General features: G+C 72.1%; 18 protein-coding genes, 3 pseudogenes and 1 riboswitch. Of the genes and pseudogenes, 8 read left to right on the forward strand and 13 right to left on the reverse strand.

Features of this window, described 5'->3' with window-relative positions; translation table 11 throughout:
• Positions 1-22: 22 nt before the first annotated feature.
• Entirely contained in the window at positions 23-2,131 is a 2,109-nt protein-coding gene (locus ACFXPL_RS18205) for a flotillin family protein (protein WP_384919888.1), read from the reverse strand.
• 150 nt (positions 2,132-2,281) lie between these two features.
• Positions 2,282-2,905 (reverse strand): hypothetical protein, encoded by a 624-nt coding sequence (locus ACFXPL_RS18210; RefSeq protein ID WP_384919891.1) that lies wholly within the window; start codon positions 2,903-2,905, stop codon positions 2,282-2,284.
• Between the two features lie 388 nt (positions 2,906-3,293).
• Here ACFXPL_RS18210 and ACFXPL_RS18215 point away from each other — a divergent pair.
• Positions 3,294-3,686, forward strand: a pseudogene (locus tag ACFXPL_RS18215) (GntR family transcriptional regulator).
• 39 nt (positions 3,687-3,725) lie between these two features.
• Here the strand turns inward: ACFXPL_RS18215 and ACFXPL_RS18220 are convergent.
• The 5 genes from ACFXPL_RS18220 to ACFXPL_RS18240 form a co-directional block, all read right to left on the reverse strand.
• Positions 3,726-4,427, reverse strand: a complete 702-nt coding sequence (locus ACFXPL_RS18220; RefSeq protein ID WP_384919894.1) for a TMEM175 family protein — start codon at positions 4,425-4,427, stop codon at positions 3,726-3,728.
• Between the two features lie 248 nt (positions 4,428-4,675).
• Positions 4,676-4,855 (reverse strand): DUF397 domain-containing protein, encoded by a 180-nt coding sequence (locus tag ACFXPL_RS18225; RefSeq protein WP_384919896.1) that lies wholly within the window; start codon positions 4,853-4,855, stop codon positions 4,676-4,678.
• Positions 4,852-5,046 carry a DUF397 domain-containing protein gene (locus ACFXPL_RS18230; protein WP_384919899.1) on the reverse strand — a complete coding sequence of 65 codons (195 nt, stop codon included), beginning with the start codon at positions 5,044-5,046 and terminating at the stop codon, positions 4,852-4,854. Before ACFXPL_RS18230 ends, ACFXPL_RS18225 begins: the two co-directional genes overlap by 4 nt.
• Positions 5,043-5,237 (reverse strand): DUF397 domain-containing protein, encoded by a 195-nt coding sequence (locus ACFXPL_RS18235; protein ID WP_384919902.1) that lies wholly within the window; start codon positions 5,235-5,237, stop codon positions 5,043-5,045. Before ACFXPL_RS18235 ends, ACFXPL_RS18230 begins: the two co-directional genes overlap by 4 nt.
• The gene (locus ACFXPL_RS18240) at positions 5,234-6,103 is read right to left on the reverse strand and encodes a helix-turn-helix domain-containing protein (RefSeq protein WP_384919905.1); all 870 of its coding nucleotides are present in this window, start codon (positions 6,101-6,103) and stop codon (positions 5,234-5,236) included. Before ACFXPL_RS18240 ends, ACFXPL_RS18235 begins: the two co-directional genes overlap by 4 nt.
• Positions 6,104-6,304: 201 nt before the next feature.
• Between ACFXPL_RS18240 and ACFXPL_RS18245 the strand changes: the two genes are divergently transcribed.
• The gene (locus ACFXPL_RS18245) at positions 6,305-6,727 is read left to right on the forward strand and encodes an ATP-binding protein (RefSeq protein WP_384919908.1); all 423 of its coding nucleotides are present in this window, start codon (positions 6,305-6,307) and stop codon (positions 6,725-6,727) included.
• 270 nt (positions 6,728-6,997) lie between these two features.
• On the opposite strand, the gene ACFXPL_RS18250 is transcribed toward ACFXPL_RS18245, so the two are convergent.
• Both ACFXPL_RS18250 and ACFXPL_RS18255 read right to left on the reverse strand, forming a co-directional pair.
• Positions 6,998-7,255 (reverse strand): hypothetical protein, encoded by a 258-nt coding sequence (locus ACFXPL_RS18250; RefSeq protein WP_384919911.1) that lies wholly within the window; start codon positions 7,253-7,255, stop codon positions 6,998-7,000.
• Positions 7,252-8,247 carry a zeta toxin family protein gene (locus ACFXPL_RS18255; RefSeq protein ID WP_384919914.1) on the reverse strand — a complete coding sequence of 332 codons (996 nt, stop codon included), beginning with the start codon at positions 8,245-8,247 and terminating at the stop codon, positions 7,252-7,254. The genes ACFXPL_RS18250 and ACFXPL_RS18255 overlap by 4 nt, the downstream gene beginning before the upstream one ends.
• A gap of 308 nt (positions 8,248-8,555) precedes the next feature.
• On the opposite strand from ACFXPL_RS18255, the gene ACFXPL_RS18260 reads away from it, so the two are divergent.
• Entirely contained in the window at positions 8,556-9,881 is a 1,326-nt protein-coding gene (locus ACFXPL_RS18260; protein ID WP_384919917.1) for a geranylgeranyl reductase family protein, read from the forward strand.
• Between the two features lie 84 nt (positions 9,882-9,965).
• On the opposite strand, the gene ACFXPL_RS18265 is transcribed toward ACFXPL_RS18260, so the two are convergent.
• The 3 genes from ACFXPL_RS18265 to cobN all read right to left on the reverse strand — a co-directional run bounded on the left by ACFXPL_RS18265 (position 9,966) and on the right by cobN (position 14,454).
• Complete coding sequence (locus tag ACFXPL_RS18265; protein WP_384919919.1) at positions 9,966-10,184, reverse strand: hypothetical protein; 219 nt, start codon at positions 10,182-10,184, stop codon at positions 9,966-9,968.
• A 160-nt stretch (positions 10,185-10,344) separates the two neighbouring features.
• On the reverse strand, positions 10,345-10,623 hold the full coding sequence (locus ACFXPL_RS18270; RefSeq protein ID WP_384919922.1) for a hypothetical protein: 279 nt from the start codon (positions 10,621-10,623) through the stop codon (positions 10,345-10,347).
• Between the two features lie 174 nt (positions 10,624-10,797).
• The gene (cobN, locus tag ACFXPL_RS18275) at positions 10,798-14,454 is read right to left on the reverse strand and encodes a cobaltochelatase subunit CobN (protein ID WP_384919925.1); all 3,657 of its coding nucleotides are present in this window, start codon (positions 14,452-14,454) and stop codon (positions 10,798-10,800) included.
• Between the two features lie 34 nt (positions 14,455-14,488).
• Positions 14,489-14,649, reverse strand: a riboswitch (cobalamin riboswitch).
• A gap of 73 nt (positions 14,650-14,722) precedes the next feature.
• Here cobN and cobG point away from each other — a divergent pair.
• The 3 genes from cobG to ACFXPL_RS18290 are packed head-to-tail and all read left to right on the forward strand — an operon-like array spanning position 14,723 to position 18,485.
• Positions 14,723-16,129 (forward strand): precorrin-3B synthase, encoded by a 1,407-nt coding sequence (gene cobG / locus ACFXPL_RS18280; RefSeq protein WP_384919928.1) that lies wholly within the window; start codon positions 14,723-14,725, stop codon positions 16,127-16,129.
• Entirely contained in the window at positions 16,126-16,767 is a 642-nt protein-coding gene (locus ACFXPL_RS18285) for a precorrin-8X methylmutase (RefSeq protein ID WP_384919931.1), read from the forward strand. The genes cobG and ACFXPL_RS18285 overlap by 4 nt, the downstream gene beginning before the upstream one ends.
• Positions 16,764-18,485 carry a precorrin-2 C(20)-methyltransferase gene (locus ACFXPL_RS18290; RefSeq protein ID WP_384919934.1) on the forward strand — a complete coding sequence of 574 codons (1,722 nt, stop codon included), beginning with the start codon at positions 16,764-16,766 and terminating at the stop codon, positions 18,483-18,485. Before ACFXPL_RS18285 ends, ACFXPL_RS18290 begins: the two co-directional genes overlap by 4 nt.
• A 2-nt stretch (positions 18,486-18,487) precedes the next feature.
• Here the strand turns inward: ACFXPL_RS18290 and ACFXPL_RS18295 are convergent.
• Positions 18,488-19,228, reverse strand: a pseudogene (locus ACFXPL_RS18295) (cobalt-precorrin-6A reductase); the annotation flags it as partial.
• Between the two features lie 17 nt (positions 19,229-19,245).
• On the opposite strand from ACFXPL_RS18295, the gene ACFXPL_RS18300 reads away from it, so the two are divergent.
• Positions 19,246-20,391 carry a cobalt-precorrin-5B (C(1))-methyltransferase gene (locus ACFXPL_RS18300; RefSeq protein ID WP_384919937.1) on the forward strand — a complete coding sequence of 382 codons (1,146 nt, stop codon included), beginning with the start codon at positions 19,246-19,248 and terminating at the stop codon, positions 20,389-20,391.
• A 187-nt stretch (positions 20,392-20,578) separates the two neighbouring features.
• A pseudogene (locus ACFXPL_RS18305) lies at positions 20,579-21,193 on the forward strand (N-acetylmuramoyl-L-alanine amidase); the annotation flags it as partial.
• Positions 21,194-21,249 lie beyond the last annotated feature (56 nt).

Consider the following 21,249-nt stretch of genomic DNA (forward strand, 5'->3'; position numbering starts at 1 on the left):
GCGCGCCCCCGAGACCGGGGTCTCAGGCCGTGACCGCGCCGTTCAGGGCACCGTTCGGTGCGCCCTTCAGCGCGGAGAGCGGGGTGTCGGAGAGGCCCAGCCGGTCGGCCTGCTCCAGGAGTTGGCCGAGCTGACCGGCCTGCGCGCCGCTGCCGCCGGACTTCATCAGCTTCATCAGCAGCGCCGACACCGTCAGGTTCTGCACATCGGACGTCGAGACCGAGCCGAGGATCCGCGTCAGGTCCTCGGGGAAGCTGGCCGTACCGTCCAGCCACGGCTTCGCGAGTGCCTGGGCCGTCTCGGAGTGCTGGACGAAGCCGTCCACGCTCTTGCCGAGCGAGATCGACGAGACGAGCCGGTCGAAGAAGACGGAGTCGCCGCCGACGATGTTGATGTCGGCGCTCTCCAGACCGGTCGCGAGGATCGTGGCCTGCGCCTCCGCGATCTGCCGCTGGACGTCCAGCCCCGCGAGCCGGATCTCCTTGTCGGCGGCCAGCCGCAGCCGGTACTCCTCGTGCGTACGGGACGCGTCGTCCAGCGCGGCCATCGCCGCCGCCTTCTCCGTGAGCCCTTCCGCCTCGGCCTTCAGCTTCTCGCCGATCATCGCGGCCTCCGCCGTGGCCTGCGCCCGCACGCCCTCGGCCGCCGCGAGGGCCTTCAGCCTGGCGCCCTCCGCCTCGGCGCGCAGCCGCGCCTCGGTGGCGCCGGCCTCCGCGAGGCCCGCCTTCTCGATGACGTCCGCCTCCTTGTCGCGGACCTGGACCGCCGCGAGCCCGGGCGCCGCCGTCTCGGCCTGGACGCCCTCCGCGAGCCGCAGCTTGGCCTGCGAGTCGAGATCGGCGGCCTTCAGCCGCGCCTCGGCGAGCGTGAGCTGCTCGGCCGCGTGGTGGCGGGCGGCGACCTCGGCCGCCTCGGCGGCCTTGATGTCCTTGACCAGCTTCTCCTGGGCCTCCGCCTCGGCGGCGATGATCACCGCCTGGCGGGTGCGCTCGGCCTCCTCGACGATCCGGAGCTTCTTGATCGACTCCTCCTGCTCGGCGACCGTACGGTCCACGGCGATCCGCTCGCGGATGACGTCGGCCACCTCGCGGCGCTCCGCCTCGACCTCCTTGTCCTTGGAGATGCGGCTCAGCTCGGTCTCACGTTCGCGTCCGATGACCTCCAGGACGCGGTCCTTCTCGATGCGCTCGTTCTCGACGGCGATGACCCGTTCGCGGTTCTTCTGCGCCACGGCGATCTCGCGCGCCTGGTTCTCGCGCTGCACGCCGAGCTGCTCCTCCGTACGGAGGTACGCGGCCTGCGCGCCGAGCCGCTCCTCCTCCTGCACCTTGGCCGTCACGGCCTCCTCGCGGGCGCGCAGCGTCTCCACCTCGCGGTGCTGCTTGATCTCGGCCTCGGCCTGGCGGCGTTCCAGCTCCAGGATGGTCTCCCGGGCGTCGACGTTCTGCCGGGTGATCTCCTTCTGCTCCGTACGCTGGAACTCGTTGGTGCGTACGTGCTCGACGGCGGTCAGCTCGGTGATCTTGCGGATGCCCTGGGCGTCGAGGATGTTCGCGCCGTCGAGCTGGGTCATCGGGGTCTGCTCAAGGAAGTCGATGGCGGCGTCGTCGAGGTGGTAGCCGTTGAGGTCCGTGCCGATGACGCGGATGATCCGGTCCCGGAACTCCTCGCGCTTGGTGTAGAGGTCGACGAAGTCGAGCTGCTTGCCGACCGTCTTCAGCGCCTCGGAGAACTTCGCGGCGAAGAACTCCTGGATGGCGACCTTGTCGCTGGCCCGCTCGGTGCCGATCGCCTGGGCGACCTTGATGACGTCCTCGACGGTCTTGTTGACGCGGACGAAGAACGAGATGTGGATGTCGGCGCGAATGTTGTCCTGGCAGATCAGGCCCTCGCGGCCGGTTCTGCGGATCTCGATGATCTTCACCGAGATGTCCATGTACTCGGCCTTGTGGAGCACCGGCAGGACGACGGCGCCGGTGAAGGTCACGTCGACCTTCTTGGTCTTGGAGATGATCAGGGCGCGGCCCTGCTCCACCTTGCGGAAGAGCCGGCTGACCACCAGGAACAGCGCGATGGCGACGAGCAGAACGACGGCGACGAGCACGCCGAGGCCCAAGGAGATGGCATCCATGAGGAGTCCTCGAAAAGAGTGCGGGCGTGGTGGCGGTGGTGGCGGTCCGGGGCGCCGGAGGGGGGCACGGCACCCGGACCGAAGGCGGTGGTGGTGGCGGTCGGCGGACGCCTGCCGTCACCGGGTCGGCGGACGCCGACGGTCACAGGGTCAGCGGGCGGAACGCGGGTCGAGCGCCGGGTCGTACGGGGCGATCCAGAAGAACTCGCCCTCGGCGTCGAACGCGTACAGCAGTCCCGTGGACCCGGCGGCGAGGATCGCGCCCTCGTCCGTGCCGGCCCGCCTGACCTGGACGAGCGCGGTCGAGCCGTCGTCCGCCGCGACCTCGGCCTGACCGAAGTCGGCGGAGACGGAACCGGTACGGATCGTGCAGGTCAGCCCGATGAAGTCCAGCCGGGACGGCGGCGCCTGTTCAGGAACGAGGTCGCGCAACCGGCGTACGAGGAGCCGGGTGACCCCCCAGGCGATCAGCAGGGCCCCGGCGAGCACGGCGACCGACCAGAGCGTACGGGCGGCGCCGGGCTCCACGGAGCGGCGCACCAGCACCGATCCGGCGAGGCTCGCGAACCAGGCGGTGGCGATCAGCAGCGACACGGGCACGGCGACCGGGACTCCCCCGAGCCCGCCGCCGGCCGAGGCGTTCATGTGCCCGGAGAAGGCGTCGTGCTCGGCGGCTCCGGCGACGACCAGCAGCCAGAAGCCGACGACGACGAGCAGGGCGGCCCCGAAGAGCGCGGCGGGGAAACCGAGGGCGGCGCCGTAGAACTCGTTCATCCGTCCCCACCCCCCAGGTGTCCCGTACGCCCCTGCGTACGTCATCCGCGTCCGTCGCGTCCGTACACGTCGTCCATGTACGTCATCCGCGTACGTCATCCGCGTCCGCGCACGCCGTCCATGTCCGTCATCCGCGTCCGCGTGCGTCATCGCCCCGGCGCGGGACACGCTTCCGTGTCCCGGCACCAGGGTCCTTCCCCCGTCTGTGCCGCGCCCATTCTGTGTGACAGGGGCATGTGCGCGCATTGCCGGATCCCGGCAATCTTTACGTTTCCTTAATGCCGGGCGCGGACGCGGAGCGCCCCAAGACGCGTGGTCCCTACACCTCTTGACGGGCCGTCTGCCGGGGAGTCTAAAGTCCTAGCTCACTAGATAACTGGAGTAAGCAGTGATCGAGTTCCACCTGGACAGCGGGTCCGGCCTCTCGCCGTACCAGCAACTGGTCCAGCAGGTACGGCACGCGCTGCGGCTGGGGCTGCTCGCGGAGGGCGATCAGCTCCCCACCGTCAAGGACGTGGCGGGGCGGCTCGCGATCAATCCGAACACCGTGCTCAAGGCGTACCGGGAGCTGGAGCACGACGGCCTGGTCGCCGCCCGGCCCGGCATCGGGACGTTCGTGACGCGCACCCTGGCCGGGGTCCCGCCCGCCGCGCTCGGGCCGCTGCGCAAGGATCTGCGGCGCTGACTGACGAAGGCGCGGCTGGCCGGGCTCGACGACGAGTCGATCGAGGCCCTGTTCCTGACCACCTTCCGGGGCGCCGCCGGGGAGGACGTGGCATGACCGGCATCCTGTCCGACCGGGGGGATCGGGGAGGTCCCGTCAGCGGGCGTCGGCCCGGCCGCGGAAGCGCAGGATCCGGCGGGGAACGACGAGCAGGAGGAGGCTGTAGTACTGGAGCGCGGGCACCGCCAGAGCCAGCAGCAGCGCGACGGCCACGGCGATGACGTTGAGGTAGCCCTCGGTGTACAGGTCCGCGGTCCTGCGGTGTGCCCCGGGGACGTCGTCCTTGAGCAGTTCCGGCGTGGTCGTGAGGATCCGCAGCATCGCGGACCTGCACACCATGCTGGCCAGGAGCGTCGCGTAGTAGAACGTCGCGACGAAGCTGTCCCGGCCGAAGGCCCCGATCATCTCGGTCGGCAGGGGGAGCACGACGACGGCGAGCAGCCACCCCATGTTCCAGACCATCAGGGGGCGGGTCAGCTTCCCGACCGACGCGAAGGTCCGGTGGTGTTCCAGCCAGATGTTCGAGATGACCACGAAGCTGAGCAGGAAGCTCCAGATCTGGTCGAGGTGATCGGTGATCACCTTGCTGGGCGCCTCGTGGGCGGAGACGGCCTCGGGAACGAGGTCGACCAGCGGCAGGATGAGGAGGGTGATGGAGATGGCGGCGACCGCGTCGGTGAACAGGAGCAGCCGTTCCGCCGACGCGCCCGGCTCCAGGCCGCGTGGCCCGGAAACCGACGCGCTCCCGGTGTCCGCCCCTTCCGTTTTGGTCTCGCTGCTGAAACCGCTGGCACCCATGTGTCGCACCTCTCCGTCCACACCGCCGCGACACCTTGCCTCGTGCGGGGCACACCGCTCCTTGCGAGATCGGTGGCCAGGGCGGAGGTTACCCGAGGAAACTGTCCGGATGATCAACAGCCCCGCACTTACGTGTAACCGCCAGGTATACCGGCGCGCGGTGACGGTGCGGACGCCGCCAGACCTGTGACGATGCCCCCGTGCTCCGCGCCACGCCCGGTGCGGGCCGAGGACATGGGGAGCTTCTGCTAGCAGCTACGCAGAAAGGCCCGCCACGGGGCGGGCGCGAAGCGCAGGGAGGGGCGGTTCGTGTCCTTGCTGTCGCGTACGGAGCGGCCACCGTCGGAGGTGGGGGCCACCTCTACGCAGTTGTTGTTCTGGCCCGAGTACGAGGACTTCCGGTACGGGCCGGCAGCCTCGGGGGTCACGATGCTTCTGCCTTGGCGTAGGTCAGAAAGGCGGCCCACTGAGCGGGGGCGAAGTGCAGCGAAGGGCGGGTCACGTCCTTGCTGTCGCGTACGGAGCGGCCACCGTTGAAGGTATGGGCCACCTCTACGCAGTTGCTGTCATGGCCCGAATAGGACGACTTCCGATAGGGGCCTACAACCTCTGAGGTCACGATGCTTCTTCCTTGGCGTAAGTCAGGAAGATCTGCCACTGGGCAGGGGCGAAGCCAAGGGGCCGCCTGGTGAGGTCCTTGCTGTCGCGTACGGAGCGGCCACCGTTGGAGGTGGGGGCCACCTCTACGCAGTTGTTCTCCGGTCCGGAGTACGAAGATTTCCGGTACGGGCCTATGACGTCAACGGTCACGTTGTGTGTCCCTTGCTGCTCCGCAGTACGCCCCGGATGAGCCGCGCGCTCGCCTCGGGTGCCAGTGCTGCCGATCGTAGTTGGTCGAACGCGTTGGCGTAAGCGGTCAGGTCGTCGGCGGCCTCAAGAACGGAGGTACCCCTGAGGTTGTCCAGCGTCACAGCCTCCACGATCGGCTCCGAGTCGAAGCTGAAGGCCGCAAAGGCGGACGTCAGGCTGGCTACCGTTCCTGCCGTGAACGGCAGAACCTGAATGGTGACGTTCTTCCGTTTCCCTGCCTCCAGGACGTATGCCAACTGCTCCCGGTGGATATCGGCGTCGAGCAGGGGATGCGCGATGATCGGCTCCCAGATGATGGCCGCGTAGGTGGCGCCGCCTTCGCCGATTTTCGCCTGCCGCCCCATACGCACTTTGATCAGCTTCTCGGACCGCTCGGGGGCGATGTAGTCGAAGGACGCCGCAGTGACAGCTTCGGCGTAGCAAGACGTCTGCAACAGGCCGGGAAACGTGACCGGCTGCCACTCCCGGATGTACGTGGCGTCGTCCTCCAGCGAGATGTGGTCGAGGTAGTCCGCACGCAAGTGCGCGGCATGTTCGAGCCACCACCCACGCCTGTTGGATCCTTTGGCCAACTCCTCAAGACGGACGGCTCGCTCACCATCTGTCACTCCGTACGCAGTCAGCAGCAGCCGGACATCGATCACGCGGCAGGACACGTGCCCGCTCTCCATGCGACTGATCTTGGCCGGGGATGCCGCGATCACCTCGGCCGCCTGCGCCTGATCCATCTGCGCAGCCTGCCTGTACTGCCTGAGAGCTGTGCCGAGCCGCCGACTGCGCACGGTCGGTTTCCCGCCTGCTGGCATGTTCCTTCTCCCCTTTCGCTGACCCGCCCAAGTCTGCAACTCACCACAGGCGATGACTAGTCACTCGATGGAGTGACTCGTGCATGCATGCACGAGGAACGGTTGCGGACGTCGCATACGCAGCCCTAGCCTCACGGAACGCGCCGTCAGTAATTCGCCACACAGCGCAACATCGACCCTGCGTCAGCCTGGGGGTAACCCATGCCCACAACCCTTTTCGCGGAGCCGTTCCGCGACACCTTCCGCATCCCGAAGCGCAAGAAGCACGTACCGGCCGTACGGGCCCGCGTCAGGGAGACCCTGGAGAAGTGGGGGTTCGAACAGCTCGCCCCGGATGTCGAGTTGGTCGCCTCGGAACTCGTCACCAACGCCGTCCGCCACTGCCGGGTGAGCTTCGCCGAGGTCGAGGTGACCCTGCATGTCGACTGGGGCGACCTGGTGCTGGAGGTCTGCGACCCCGATCGGGACAGGCTGCCGCAGCTCCGGGAGCGCTGTTCCGAGGACGAGGAGGGAGGGCGCGGGCTGTTGCTCGTCGCCGCGCTCGCCGATGACTGGGGGTGCCGGGAGCTGGCGTACGGGAAGTGTGTGTGGGCGCGGTTCACCCTGAACGGGCGGCCGGGGTGAGGGGGCTTCCGCGCCGTGTCTTCCGGGGGTGCCGTACAGGACCGGCGTCGCCCCTGCCCGTATCCGTACCGGCGCCCGGTCTCGACCCCGTACCCGTGCGTACCGAGACTCCCGAAATGTGGGACGCGCTGCTCACCCTCGCACGTCACCGCCGCGCCCGGCGGGCCCGGGAGGGCGGTGCTCAGCGGCGGCCCTGGGTGCTGTGACGATCGGGAGAGGGCGGGACCCGGACGTCAACCGGGTCCCGCCCCTGTCGGCCGAGGCGACGCGTCAACCGGGTGTGTTCTGCGCCCTGTTGGTGGCCGCCCGTAGCAGCGTCTCATACTGCTCGTCCGTCAGTTCATGGCGGGAGTACGCCATGACGACCTCCTCGAACGAGTCCGGGAGCGGCGGTTCCGGATCGGCCGGCGTCGGTCCGTCCGGCGGGGCCGGGTGGCGCCAGGCGAGGCGCCGGAAGCGTTCCGCAACCTGCTCCACCGTCATGTCGCCGGTGCGCAGGGCGGTCAGGAGGTCGGTGACCTCGCTCATCGAGCCGGTACGGCGTTGCCCCGGCCCGAGGCGATCAGTGCGGGCGTGGCGCCGGCCGAGTCCCAGAGGGACCAGGTGTCGAAGAGGTTCTTGGTCTCCTCGAAGGCGCGGCGGTTGACGCTGCCCCATTGCGGGTCGGCGCCGGAGCGGATCAGCGCGGGGGGTACGTACCGCCCGCCGCAGCCCTCGCCGTTGCGGTACGCCTCGTGGCCCTTGCGGTGCCGCTGGTCGGCGCGTTGCACGCTCATCTCCACCGGGATGTCGACGAAGAGGGCGGCGATGTCGCCGTAGCCCGCCGTGCGCATGGGCGTCAGGCGCCCCTCGACAGAGCCGCGGGAGGACATCGAGAAGTCCCAGACGATGTTCTTGCGTGCCTGGTAGGCGCGGGAGGCGACCATGTTGGCGATCAGCTTGGACTCCTCCTGTACGAGGGTGCTGGCCTCCAGCGGGGTCAGGCCCCTGGCGGCGGGGATCATGCGGCGCTCGCACATGACGTCCTTGACGTCGTCGGCGCTCACGACCAGGTACTGGGAGAGGTCGACACCGGAGTAGCGGGTGAGGACGGTGGTCTTCCCGGCGCCCATCGGCCCGCCGGTGAGGATCGCCCGGCCCTCGTCCGGTACGGCCGCGCCGCGCGCGTACAGCTCGTCGGCGACCTGGCGCTGGAGGCGTACGCGGGAGGCGAACCAGTGTTCACGGTCGCCGTCGACGGTGTAGCGCACGGCGGTCTCCTGGCCGTCGGCCAGGGCCCGGTCCAGGTTGCGCTGGACGCTCGCGACGTGCCGGTTCCACTGCGCGTCGGTCAGCGGGGTCTTCGGCGCCGCCTGGGCCGCCTGGGCGAGACCGGCGGACGGACCGGTGGCGTGGCCGACAGCCTGCCCGGCGGGCCCGGCGAACAGCAGGGCCAGCGCGGCCAGCAGGCCGAGCAGGGCGCGCAGCGGCCCTCGGGAAGAGGCGGAGGAAGCGGAGCGGGGGGTGAGGACTCTTAACACGTCGGCATCCCTGGAACGTGATGAATGGGGGCGGATGGCGCCACGCCCCTCCGTATCCGGAGGAAGACGGAGCAGAACGGATCATCCCCGCCTGTCGGGCGTCGCGCCGTCCGGAATCGTCCCAGTACGGCATGGAACGGACCGGCCCCGACACGCCTCGGCCGCCGACCGGTCCGCGCCCCACCTCCGCCCGGTCCCGGGGCCACCGTCCCGCGAGGCCGTGTTCCGCACCGGCACGTTCTGACCCATGATGACGTGAAGAATGGCGACTTCGGTGCGGCGGCGACCGTCCCAAGAGAGGGTTCCTGGTGAGCGAGTTGAGGGAAACGGAAGCCGACGTGATCGTGGTGGGCGCGGGCCCGGCGGGCTCGTCCGCCGCGTATCACCTGGCCAGGGCGGGCGTCGACGTACTGCTGCTGGAGAAGTCCCACTTCCCCCGGGAGAAGGTGTGCGGGGACGGTCTGACCCCACGGGCGGTGCACCAGTTGATCCGTATGGGGGTCGACATCAACGCCCCGGGGTGGATGCGGTCACGCGGTATGCGCTGGGTGGCCGGGAGCCACCGGGTACACATCGAATGGCCCAGTCTGGGGAGTTATCCCGATTTCGGTCTCTCCCGGAGTCGGCACGATTTCGACGACATCCTGGCCCAGCACGCGGCAGCCGCCGGAGCACGGCTGCACAACGGGGTGAAGGTGACCCATCCCGTACTGGACCGCGCCGGCCGGGTCACCGGCGTCAGCGGCGTCGGTGTGACGGCCGGACCCAAGGGACCCCGGGGGCCGGAGGAACCGGAGGCGCCGACCGTCTACCGCGCGCCGATCGTCATCGCCGCCGACGGCGCCTCGGCCCGCCTCGCCCTGGCCCTCGGGCTGGAACGGGACGCGAAACGGCAGATCGCGACGGCCGCCCGTCGTTACTACCGCAGCCCGGAGCGTTCGCAGGACGAGTATCTGGAGCTGTGGGCCGACCTCCGCCTGCCGGGGACCGACCGTTACCTGCCCGGATACGGCTGGATCTTCCCCATGGGCGACGGCCGGGTCAACGTGGGGCTCGGCGCGCTGCCCCACCACCGTTACGGGAAGGTCGAGTTGCGCACCGCCCTCGACGAGTGGCTGGCCCGCACCCCGTACGCGTGGGGACTGCGCGAGGAGAACGCCGAGGGCCCCGTGCGGAGCGCGGCGCTGCCCATGGGCTTCAACCGCCATCCGCTGTACGCCCGGGGGCTCCTCCTGGTCGGCGACTCGGGCGGCATGATCAGCCCCTGGAACGGCGAGGGCATCGCCCAGGCCCTGGAGGCGGGCGAGGTCGCGGCCGGGAGCGCGGCGCTCGCCCTGGCCCTTCCCCAGGGGCCGAAGCGGGAGCGGGTGCTGCTCAACTATCCCGTGGAGATGAACCGCCGCTGGGGGCGCTACTACCGCCTCGGCAACACCGCCGCCGACCTCGTCTTCAGCCGCTCGGGCTTCCAGCCGGTCCTCAACCGCTGTGTCCTGGGCTCGCCCTTCCTGCTCAGGGCCCTGGCCCGGCTGCTCACCGACCTCACCGACAAGCCGTCGCGCGACACGATCGACCACCTGATCAACACGGCGATCCGCCTCGTCCCGACGCCACCCGTCCGACGCAAAACCCGGTGACCCGAGTCGACGTGACGGTCTGCGCCTGAACGGCACACCCGGCGGGCGTGAGCGGGTTGGCCGGGGCGATGCTCTGCCCGGGGCTCAGATCGCGTCGGGGTCGATCGGGTCGATGCCGGTGCCCTCGTACAGCTCCGGGCGTACGGACAGCACGGTCCGGCCCGCAGGCCATTCCGCCGACGGCTTGGCAAGATGGACGGCGTGCGAGATCCGCCAGTCGGCTCCGCCGCCGACCAGCGCGCCCGCGTCGAGCCCGGCCGTCAGATCGAGGGATTCGACCTCAAGGCCAGGCAGGCTCGCCACGTGCTCGCCGACGCCCTTGCGGTCGGACTCCGCAGCGAGCAGGCACAGCGAGGGGACGTGCCGAGCGCCCGCCCCTCGGCCGCCGCCACCACGAGCCAGGACAACTTCCGATGACCGGCGCCCAGGGCGAGCAGCGCGGTGTGATCGAGGAGGAAAGGGATCACGCAGCGGCGCCACGGTGCCGGGTCGCGCGCGCCTCGATGGCGTGCAACAGCCGCTGCCCGTTCTCCTCGTCGGCCGCGGTCAGCTCGACACCCATGTGCTCACGCAGATACGCGCGAGCCTTCTCGCCGCGCTCCCTGAGTTCCGCACTGGTGAACCGCTCCGCGGCAAGCTCCTCCACCAAACTGCGGATGGTCGTGCCCTGCTCGCCGGCCAGCAGGCCCAGACGCTCCCTGGCCGCCTTGGACACCTTGATACTCGTGTCGTCATCACTCATACCGTGGACTCTACTCACGGTAGAGCCGTCGCGCACCGCAATGGCCCGCCCCAAGCACCCGCACATATGCCCCCAATGTCACCCTGGAACACGAGGCGTCACACAGCGCGGCCCGGGCGACCCCACGGGCCGACCGCGCCGCCCGGGTTGTCGATGCCCCGGGCGGCGTCCCCCTCAGTCCTCCTCGCCCTCCAGCTCCCCCTCCGTCTCCAGGAACACCTTCCGCAGCGCGTCCAGCACCCCCGGGTCCGGCTTCTCCCACATGCCGCGCGACTCCGCCTCCAGGAGGCGTTCCGCGATGCCGTGCAGGGCCCAGGGGTTGGCCTCCTGGAGGAACTGGCGGTTCTCCGGGTCCAGGACGTACGTCTCGGTGAGCTTGTCGTACATCCAGTCGGCGACGACGCCCGTCGTCGCGTCGTACCCGAAGAGGTAGTCGACCGTCGCCGCCAGTTCGAACGCGCCCTTGTAGCCGTGGCGGCGCATCGCCTCGATCCAGCGCGGGTTGACCACGCGGGCGCGGAAGACGCGGGACGTCTCCTCGACCAGGGTGCGGGTGCGGACGGTCTCCGGGCGGGTCGAGTCGCCGATGTACGCCTCGGGGGCCGTGCCCTTGAGCGCGCGGACGGTGGCGACCATGCCGCCGTGGTACTGGAAGTAGTCGTCCGAGTCCGCGATGTCGTGCTCGCGCGTGTCGGTGTTCTTCGCGGCCACCGCGATGCGCTTGTACGCGGTCTCCATCTCGCCGCGCGCCGGGCGCCCGTCGAGTTCCCGGCCGTACGCGTAGCCGCCCCACACCGTGTAGACCTCGGCGAGGTCCGCGTCCGTGCGCCAGTCGCGGCTGTCGATGAGCTGGAGGATGCCCGCGCCGTACGTGCCGGGCCGGGAGCCGAAGATACGGGTCGTGGCGCGCCGTTCGTCGCCGTGTTCCGCCAGGTCGGCCTGGGCGTGGGCGCGGACGAAGTTGGACTCGGCGGGCTCGTCCAGCGCGGCGACCAGCCGTACCGCGTCGTCCAGCAGCCCGATCGCGTGCGGGAACGCGTCGCGGAAGAAGCCGCTGATGCGCAGGGTGACGTCGATACGGGGGCGGTCCAGTTCCGCCAGGGGGACCGGCTCCAGGCCCGTGACCCGGCGGGAGGCGTCGTCCCAGACGGGGCGGACGCCGAGCAGCGCGAGGGCTTCCGCGATGTCGTCGCCCGAGGTGCGCATCGCGCTCGTACCCCAGAGGGAGAGCCCGACGGAGGTCGGCCACTCGCCGTTGTCGGTGCGGTAGCGGGTGAGGAGGGAGTCCGCGAGGGCCTGCCCGGTCTCCCAGGCGAGGCGGCTCGGGACGGCCTTCGGGTCGACGGAGTAGAAGTTGCGGCCGGTCGGCAGGACGTTGACGAGGCCACGCAGCGGGGAGCCGGACGGGCCCGCCGGGACGAAACCGCCGGACAGGGCGTGGACGACGTTCTCGATCTCGTCGACCGTGCCGGCCAGGCGCGGGACGACCTCGCGGGCCGCGAAGGCCAGGATGTCCACGACCGCCGTGGAATGGCCGTCGCTGACGCCCGACACCGCCGCCGGGTCCCAGTCCGCGTCCTCCATCGCCTGGACGAGCGCGCGGGCCCGCTCCTCCGCGTCGTCGGCGGCGGTGCGGGTGGCGGCCGACTCGTCGAGGCCGAGGGCCTCGCGCAGACCGGGCAGGGACGACGTGCCGCCCCAGATCTGCCGGGCGCGCAGGATCGCGAGGACGAGATTGACGCGCGCCTCGCCGGCCGGGGCGCCGCCGAGGACATGGAGCCCGTCGCGGATCTGCGCGTCCTTGACCTCGCAGAGCCAGCCGTCGACGTGCAGCAGGAAGTCGTCGAACCCGTCGTCGTCGGGGCGCGCTTCGAGCCCGAGGTCGTGGTCGAGCTTGGCGGCCTGGATCAGCGTCCAGATCTGGGCGCGGATCGCGGGCAGCTTCGCCGGGTCCATGGAGGAGATCGCCGCGTACTCGTCGAGCAACTGCTCCAGGCGCGCGATGTCGCCGTACGACTCGGCGCGCGCCATCGGCGGTACGAGGTGGTCCACGAGCGTGGCGTGCACGCGCCGCTTCGCCTGGGTGCCCTCGCCCGGGTCGTTGACGAGGAACGGGTAGATCAGCGGCAGGTCACCGAGCGCGGCGTCCGGCGCGCAGGAGGCGGACATCCCGGCGTTCTTGCCGGGCAGCCACTCCAGGTTGCCGTGCTTGCCCAGGTGGATCATGGCGTCGGCGCCGAACCCGCCGTCGTGGTCGGGCGCCTGGATCCAGCGGTACGCGGCCAGGTAGTGGTGCGAGGGCGGCAGATCGGGGTCGTGGTAGATCGCGATCGGGTTCTCGCCGAAGCCGCGCGGCGGCTGGATGAGGATCAGCAGATTGCCGCGCCGCAGGGCGGCGAGCACGATGTCGCCGTCCGGGTCGCCGCCCGCGCCGACGCGGCTGCGGTCGAGGAACATCTCGCCGGGCGGCGGCCCCCAGTGCCGCTCGACGGAGGCGCGCAGATCGGCGGGGAGCTGTGCGTACCAGCGCCGGTAGTCGGCCGCCGGTATGCGGACGGGGTTACGGGCGAGCTGCTCCTCGGTGAGCCATTCCTGGTCGTGGCCGCCCGCGTCGATGAGCGCGCGGATCAGCTCGTCGCCGTCGCCGGACTCCAGGCCGGGCACCGGCTCCGTACCGAAGTCGTAGCCGTCCACGAGAAGCCGGCGCAGCAGCGCGACGGCGCTGGCGGGGGTGTCGAGGCCGACGGCGTTGCCGATGCGGGAGTGCTTGGTGGGGTACGCGGAGAGGACCAGCGCGACGCGCTTCTCGGCGTTCGTACGGAAGGACAGCGCGGCGTGGCGTACGGCGATCCCGGCGACGCGCGCGGCCCGCTCCGGGTCGGGTACGTACGCGGGCAGCCCGTCCTCGTCGATCTCCTTGAAGGAGAACGGGACGGTGATCAGCCGCCCGTCGAACTCCGGTACGGCGACCTGCGAGGCCGCGTCGAGCGGCGTCAGCCCCTCGTCGCTCTCCTCCCAGGCGGCGCGGCTGCTGGTGAGGCAGAGGGCCTGGAGGATCGGTACGTCGAGTGCGGCGAGCGCGCCCGCGTCCCACGCCTCGTCGTCGCCGCCGGCCGACGCCTGGGCGGGCTTGGTGCCCCCGGCGGCGAGCACGGTGGTGACGATCGCGTCGGCCTCGCCCAGGGCGGCCAGCAGCTCCGGCTCGGGCGCGCGCAGGGACGAGACGAAGATCGGCAGGGGCCGGGCGTAGGCGTCCTCGATCGCCGAGCACAGCGTCTCGACGAAGGCGGTGTTGCCACTCATGTGGTGGGCGCGGTAGTAGAGGACCGCGACCGTAGGCGCGACCTCCGTCACCGAATGGCCGGGGCGGCCGAAGCGCGGCGGCCTGACCTTGCGCTCCAGCCGTCCCCAGGTGGGCGCGGCGGCGGGCGGCTCGAAGCCGTGGCCGGTGAGCAGGACGGTGTCGGAGAGGAACCGCGCGAGCTGGTCCAGGTTGGCCGGTCCGCCGTGGGCGAGATAGGCGTGCGCCTCGGCGGCGATCCCGATGGGGACGGTGGACGCCTCCATGAGCTGCGCGTCGGGCGCCTGTTCACCGGTGAGGACGACGACCGGGATGTCCCGGGCTAGGAGCGCGTCGATGCCGTCCTGCCAGGCGCGCAGACCGCCGAGGAGCCGTACGACGACGAGGTCGGCGCCCTCCAGCAGCGCGGGCAGTTCGTCGAGCGCGAGCCGGGCGGGATTGGCGAACCGGTACGGGACCGGGCCCCCCGCCGCGTTGGCGGCACGGGCGCTGAGCAGATCGGTGTCGGACGTCGACAGGAGCAGAAGCATGCGGCGTCTGGCCTTCCTCGGGGTCCGCGCCCCGGGCGGGTGTGGAGGACGGCGGGAGTTCCTGGCTCACCCGACGGCCGGAGCTGTCGGGTTCACAGTGGCGGGACCGCGCCGGGTTCGCACCGGGCTTCCTCCCCATGACGCCGTCACTGGCGTGTGACGGGCCTGACGGGCCCGCCGTCTGCATAGTAAGTGCTGAGGTCACGGGCGGGGAGGGCGCCCGGACGAGTGAGTCCGCCGCGAGGACCACGTGGGTATGCTCGCGGCCATGCCGCCCACCTCGCCAACACCCGTGAACCGGGACGAAGCCACCGCGCGCGCTCCGTTCCGGGGCGCGGCGCGGGAGCCCGTACGCGAGTACGTACGGGACAGCGTCCCGGACGTCGTACGGGTACGGGGGGACGCCTGCCCCGGCGCGCTGCGGCTGCACCACGCCGACGACGGCGCCCTGGCCAGACTCCGGCTGCCCGCAGGCCTGCTGACGCACCGTCAGGCGCTCGTCCTGGCGGACACTGCGGAGCGACTGGGCGACGGTCACCTGGACCTCACATCCCGGGGCAACGTCCAGCTGCGGGGGCTGGGCGCGAGCTGCGGCGGCGAGCTGGCGGCGCTGCTGCACGAGGCGGGCCTGCTCCCGTCCGAGGAGCACGAGCGGGTACGGAACATCGTCGCCTCGCCGCTGGCCGGACTCGACGGACTCGGCACGGGGGACATGGGGTTGTGGGTCCGGCGGCTGGACGAGCTGCTGTGCGCGAGCGACGCGGCGACGGAGCTTTCCGGACGCTACCTGTTCGCGCTGGACGACGGCCGGGGCGATGTGGCGGCGCTGGACGCGGATGTGACGTTGCTCGCACGAAGGGACGGCACCGCGACGGTACGGATCGGGGCGAATCACCCGCCGCACGCGGAGCGGGCGGTACGCGTCCCGGCCGACGACGGCCCGCGCGCGGCCCTGCTGGCGGCGGAGACCTTCCTCACGGCGGCGCGGGCGAGCGGGACAGGCGCCTGGCGCGTACGGGACCTGCCCGCCGGGGCGGCCCTGGGTCTGGCGGCAGCGGTGGCGGAGCGCCTGACGGCGGCCGGGATCGAGGTCCTGGCGGGGGACGCGGGGGACGCGGCGGAGGACACGCGGGGGGCGGCGAAGACCCCGGCCCCCGGACTGATCCCCTCCCCCGACGGAACGGTCGCGCTCTCCGCGTACCCCCGGCTCGGCCGGCTGAGCGTGGCGCAGTGGCGTCTCCTGCTGAGCGGGAGCGGTGGCCTGCGGCTGACGCCCTGGCGCGGGGTGATCGTCCCCGGCCTGGCCCCGGACGCCGCCGCCGGCCTCCTCGTACGGTGCCGTACCGCCGGGCTGGTCACCGAGCCCGGCTCCCCCTGGCTCGGCGTCGGCGCCTGCACCGGGCGGCCCGGCTGCGCCAAGGCGCTCGCGGACGTACGGGCCGACGCCGCCGCGTCCGTGGTCGCGGGCCGGGACGGGAGTCGGAGCGGGGGCCGGGAGGGAAACAACCTGCCCGTGTACTGGTCGGGATGCGCGCGGCGCTGCGGTCATCCGCAGGGCGACCGGGTCGACAGGGTCGCGACCGGCGAGGGCCGCTACACCGTCTCTGTGCACACACAGGACGGCCACGGACGACCACTTGAAGAAAAAAGCAGCCGTGACGACGTGACGAGATGAGCGAGACCACAGTGTTCGACTACGAGAAGGACGGCGCGGCGATATACCGCCAGTCGTTCGCCACGATCCGCGCCGAGGCGGATCTCGCCGGGCTGCCCGCCGACGTCTCCCAGGTCGCGGTGCGGATGATCCACGCCTGCGGCATGGTCGACCTCGTGCGCGACCTGGCCTTCACCCCCGGCGTGGTGGCCCGTGCCCGCGAGGCGCTGCGCGCCGGCGCGCCGATCCTGTGCGATGTGCAGATGGTCGCGAGCGGGGTCACGCGCAAGCGGCTGCCCGCCGACAACGACGTGGTCTGCACACTCTCCGACCCCGCCGTGCCGGCCCTCGCCGCCGAGTGGGGGACGACGCGCAGCGCCGCCGCCCTGGAGCTGTGGCGGGACCGGCTGGACGGCGCGGTCGTCGCCGTCGGCAACGCGCCGACCGCGCTCTTCCGGCTGCTGGAGATGGTCGAGGCGGGCGGCCCGCGCCCGGCCGCCGTCATCGGCGTCCCGGTGGGCTTCATCGGCGCGGCGGAGTCCAAGGACGCGCTGGCCGGGCACCCCGCCGGTCTGGAACACCTGGTCGTACGGGGACGGCGCGGCGGCAGCGCCCTCGCGGCGGCGGCCATCAACGCGATCGCGAGCGAAGTGGAATGACCGAGAACACCACGGCCACGACAACCACCACGGACGGGACGGCCACCGCAGACGGGACGGCCGCGACCGGTGGCCTCCGCACCGGCCGGCTGTACGGCGTCGGCCTCGGCCCCGGCGACCCCTCCCTGATGACCGTACGGGCGGTCCAGGTCATCGCCGAGGCGGATGTGGTCGCGTACCACAGCGCCCGCCACGGCCGCTCCATAGCGCGCTCCATAGCCGCCGCGCACCTGCGCGCCGACCACATCGAGGAGCCGCTGGTCTACCCGGTCACCACCGGCACCACCGACCATCCGGGCGGCTACCAGGGCGCGATGGACGAGTTCTACACGGAGTCCGCCGCCCGGCTCGCCGTCCATCTCGACGCGGGGCGCACGGTCGCGGTACTCGCGGAGGGCGACCCGCTCTTCTACGGCTCGTACATGCACATGCACAAGCGGCTGGCCGACCGCTATCCGACCGAGGTCATCCCCGGGGTGACGTCGGTCAGCGCCGCCGCCGCGCGGCTCGGCACCCCGCTCGTCGAGGGCGAGGAGGTGCTGACGGTCCTGCCGGGCACCCTGCCCGAGGAGGAGCTGACGGCCCGGCTGGCCTCGGCGGACTCGGCGGTCGTGATGAAGCTGGGCCGGACGTTCCCGGCCGTACGGCGGTCGATCGAGCGGGCGGGGCGGCTGGCGGACGCGCGGTACGTGGAGCGCGCGACGATGAGCGGGGAGCGCACGGGCGCGCTGGCGGACACGGACCCGGACTCGGTGCCGTACTTCTCGGTGGCGGTGCTGCCGAGCCGCGTGGGCCGGGTCCCCTCCGCCTCCCCCGACGCCGACGCTCCCGCACCGGCCGGCTCCGGCGAGGTGGTGGTCGTGGGTACGGGCCCGGCGGGCCCGCTGTGGCTCACGCCCGAGACGCGCGGCGCGCTGGCCTCGGCCGAGGAACTGGTCGGCTACACCACCTATCTGGACCGGGTTCCGGTCCGCCCCGGCCAGCGGCGGCACGGCTCCGACAACAAGGTGGAGTCCGAGCGCGCCGAGTTCGCCCTCGACCTGGCGCGGCGGGGCCGCCGCGTGGCCGTCGTATCGGGCGGCGACCCGGGCGTCTTCGCGATGGCCACGGCCGTCCTGGAGGTCGCGTCGGCCGACCCGTACCGGGCGATCCCCGTACGGGTGCTGCCGGGCGTGACCGCAGCCAACGCCGCCGCCGCGCGCGCCGGCGCACCCCTCGGCCACGACTACGCCGTGCTCTCGCTCTCCGACCGCCTCAAGCCGTGGGAGGTCATCGCGGAGCGGCTGCGCGCGGCAGCGGCGGCGGACCTGGTGCTCGCGCTCTACAACCCGGGCTCGGCCAGCCGGAACTGGCAGGTCGGCAAGGCCCGCGAACTGCTGCTGGAGCACCGCGCCCCGGACACCCCGGTCGTGCTGGGCCGCGATGTGGGCGGGGCGGAGGAGAGCGTACGGATCGTACGGCTGGCGGAGCTGGACCCGGCGCAGGTGGACATGCGCACGATCCTGATCGTCGGGTCCTCGCAGACGGTGACCGCACGGCGGGGTGCCGACGAGGGCGGCGGCGAGGAGATCGTCTGGACGCCGAGGCGCTACCCGGAACCCTCTCCCCTCTCAGAACCCGCCTCGGATCCCGCGTCGGAATCCACGTCGGAATCCACGTCGGGCCCCGCCTCGGGCTCCGCCTCGGCATCCGCTTCGGAATCCTCCTCCGCGAAGTGAGCCACCCACGCCACCGCCTCCTCGACGGTCTCCGCGACGGCCACCCCCTCCCGGACGGGCGGCCGTCGCACCACCACGACCGGAATCCCCGCCTCACGGGCGGCGGTGAGCTTGGGCGCGGTGGCCGAGCCGCCGCTGTCCTTGGTCACGACGACATCGATCCGGTGCCGGCGCAGGATGTCCCGCTCCCCGTCGAGGGTGAACGGCCCCCGGTCGAGCAGGGTCTCCGTACGGGCGGGGTACGGCGGTTCCGGGGCGTCGACGGACCGTACGAGGAACCAGTGGGCGTCGAGTTCCGGGCCCGCGAAGGCGGCGAGCCCCATCCGCCCGGTGGTGAGGAAGACCCTGCGGGGCCCGCCGAGCCCGCGCAGCGCCTCGGCGGCCTCCGCCAGGGAGCCGGCCGTCCGCCAGTCGTCGCCCGGCACGGGCACCCAGGAGGGGCGGCGCAGCGCCAGCAGGGGGACCCGGGCGGTGGCGGCGGCGCGGGCCGCGTTCCGGCTGATCGTCGCGGCGAAGGGATGGGTGGCGTCGACGAGCGCGTCCACGCGGTGCTCGCGCAGCCAGCGCGCCAGCCCTTCGGCCCCGCCGAACCCGCCGACGCGCACCTCGCCCGGCGGCAGCACGGGCCGGGCGACGCGCCCGGCGAGGGACGTCGTCACGCGCGGTCGCGGGTCGGGCCGGTCGTCCAGCAGCCCCGCGAGGCGGCGCCCCTCGGTGGTCCCCCCGAGGATGAGCACGTGCAAGGACAACGGGTCTCTCCATGACTGAGCGGGAAACAGGTACGGGTACGGGTGTCGATACGGGCGCGGGCGGGCGCAGCGCCCAACTCAAGCACACCGGTCTGCGCTCCGGCTGGACGACCGGCGCCTGCGCGACGGCTGCGACGACGGCCGCGTACACCGCCCTGCTGACCGGCGACTTCCCCGACCCGGTCACGATCACGCTGCCGAAGGGCCACACCCCGGCGTTCGCGCTGGCCACGGAGGAGCGGTCCGCCGGGGCGGCCACGGTGGGTGTGGTCAAGGACGCGGGCGACGACCCGGACGTCACACACGGCGCCCTGGTCCGCGCGACGGTACGGCTGCTCCCGCCGGGCACGGGCGTCGTCTTCCTGGCCGGCCCCGGCGTGGGTACGGTGACGCGCCCCGGGCTGCCCCTGGAGGTCGGCGAACCGGCGATCAACCCGGTCCCGCGTCAGCTCATGCGCGCGCATGTGGCGGAGGTGGCGGGGCGGTACGGCGGCACGGGCGACGTGGAGATCACGGTCTCCGTGGACGACGGCGAGGAGATCGCCCGCTCGACCTGGAACCCGCGCCTGGGCATCCTGGGCGGCCTGTCCATCCTCGGCACGACGGGGGTGGTCGTCCCGTACTCCTGCTCGGCGTGGATCGACTCGATCCGGCGGGGCGTGGACGTGGCGCGCGCGGCGGGCCGTACACATGTGGCGGGGTGCACGGGCTCGACCTCGGAGAAGACGGTCCGGGCCGTCCACGGGCTGCCGGAGGACGCGCTGCTGGACATGGGCGACTTCGCGGGGGCGGTCCTCAAGTACATCCGGCGCCATCCGGTCGACCGGCTGACGCTCTGCGGCGGCTTCGCGAAGCTCTCGAAACTGGCGGCGGGCCATCTCGACCTGCATTCGGCGCGCTCTCAGGTGAACAAGGCGTTCCTGGCGGAACTGGCCGCCGCGGCGGGCGCGGACGCGGCACTGGCGGCTCGGGTCGCGGAGTCCAACACGGGCCTGGAGGCGCTGCGCCTGTGCGAGGCGGAGGGCGTCGAACTGGGCGACGCGGTGGCGGTACGGGCCAGGTCGGAGGCGCTGGCGGTGCTGCGGGGTGCGCCGGTGGCGGTGGACGTGATCTGCATCGACCGGGCGGGGGCGGTGGTGGGGCGCAGCGAGCGGTGAGGGCGCACGGCCCGTCGGACGCACCGGGCGGTCCTCGGCAACGTGACCGGTCCGCGCCTGCACTTCGAGGACCGCGAGAGGAACGGCGGCTACGGGAACGGCCGCGACCCGTCCTGGTGAACACGGCCCCGCACGGCCACGTACACCACGTACACCACGTGCACCACGACGGAAAGGAAGGAATCCCATGGCAGCACCACTGTCCGCCTCGGCCTTCCTCGCGGCCCTGCGCGCCGAGGGCGTGAAGGTCGAAGAGGTCGGCGACTGGCGTACGCACAACCGCAACCACAAGGGCCCCTGGGGCCCGGTCAACGGAGTGATGGTCCACCACACCGTCACCTCCGGCACCACGGGCACCGTGGCGCTCTGCCGGGACGGGTACACCGCCCTGCCGGGGCCGCTGTGCCACGGCGTCATCGACAAGACCGGTGTCGTCCACCTCGTCGGCCACGGCCGGACGAACCACGCCGGGGGCGGCGACCCGAAGGTGCTCGCGCGCGTGATCGCGGAGGACTACGGCGACCGGCCGCCCAGGCCCACCCAGGGCAACACCGGCGGCGAGGACGGCAACGCCCGCTTCTACGGCTTCGAGTGCGTCAACCTCGGCAACGGGAAGGACCCGTGGCCCCAGGCGCAGCTCGACGCGGTCGAGCGGGTGAGCGCGGCGCTCTGCCGGGCGCACGGGTGGAGCGCGCTCAGCGTCATCGGCCATCTCGAATGGTCGAACGACAAGATCGACCCCAAGGGGTTCGGGATGCCCGGCATGCGCGACCGGATCGCCCGGCGGCTGAAGACCACTCCGCCCAAGAAGTGATCAGGCGCCGGCGGAAGCCGGTGACGGCAGGACACGGACGCGCG

The sequence above is a fragment of the Streptomyces sp. NPDC059092 genome, from assembly GCF_042756365.1.
GTDB lineage: Bacteria > Actinomycetota > Actinomycetes > Streptomycetales > Streptomycetaceae > Streptomyces.

Excerpts from the sequence above, each read along its gene's own strand:
- ACFXPL_RS18300 (WP_384919937.1), top strand. The coding sequence starts at position 19,246 with ATGACTGAGCGGGAAACAGGTACGGGTACGGGTGTCGATACGGGCGCG.
- ACFXPL_RS18245 (WP_384919908.1), top strand. The coding sequence starts at position 6,305 with ATGCCCACAACCCTTTTCGCGGAGCCGTTCCGCGACACCTTCCGCATC.
- ACFXPL_RS18220 (WP_384919894.1), bottom strand. The coding sequence starts at position 4,427 with ATGGGTGCCAGCGGTTTCAGCAGCGAGACCAAAACGGAAGGGGCGGAC.
- ACFXPL_RS18250 (WP_384919911.1), bottom strand. The coding sequence starts at position 7,255 with ATGAGCGAGGTCACCGACCTCCTGACCGCCCTGCGCACCGGCGACATG.
- ACFXPL_RS18240 (WP_384919905.1), bottom strand. The coding sequence starts at position 6,103 with ATGCCAGCAGGCGGGAAACCGACCGTGCGCAGTCGGCGGCTCGGCACA.
- ACFXPL_RS18290 (WP_384919934.1), top strand. The coding sequence starts at position 16,764 with ATGACCGAGAACACCACGGCCACGACAACCACCACGGACGGGACGGCC.
- ACFXPL_RS18210 (WP_384919891.1), bottom strand. The coding sequence starts at position 2,905 with ATGAACGAGTTCTACGGCGCCGCCCTCGGTTTCCCCGCCGCGCTCTTC.
- cobN (WP_384919925.1), bottom strand. The coding sequence starts at position 14,454 with ATGCTTCTGCTCCTGTCGACGTCCGACACCGATCTGCTCAGCGCCCGT.
- ACFXPL_RS18285 (WP_384919931.1), top strand. The coding sequence starts at position 16,126 with ATGAGCGAGACCACAGTGTTCGACTACGAGAAGGACGGCGCGGCGATA.
- ACFXPL_RS18270 (WP_384919922.1), bottom strand. The coding sequence starts at position 10,623 with ATGAGTGATGACGACACGAGTATCAAGGTGTCCAAGGCGGCCAGGGAG.
- ACFXPL_RS18205 (WP_384919888.1), bottom strand. The coding sequence starts at position 2,131 with ATGGATGCCATCTCCTTGGGCCTCGGCGTGCTCGTCGCCGTCGTTCTG.
- cobG (WP_384919928.1), top strand. The coding sequence starts at position 14,723 with ATGCCGCCCACCTCGCCAACACCCGTGAACCGGGACGAAGCCACCGCG.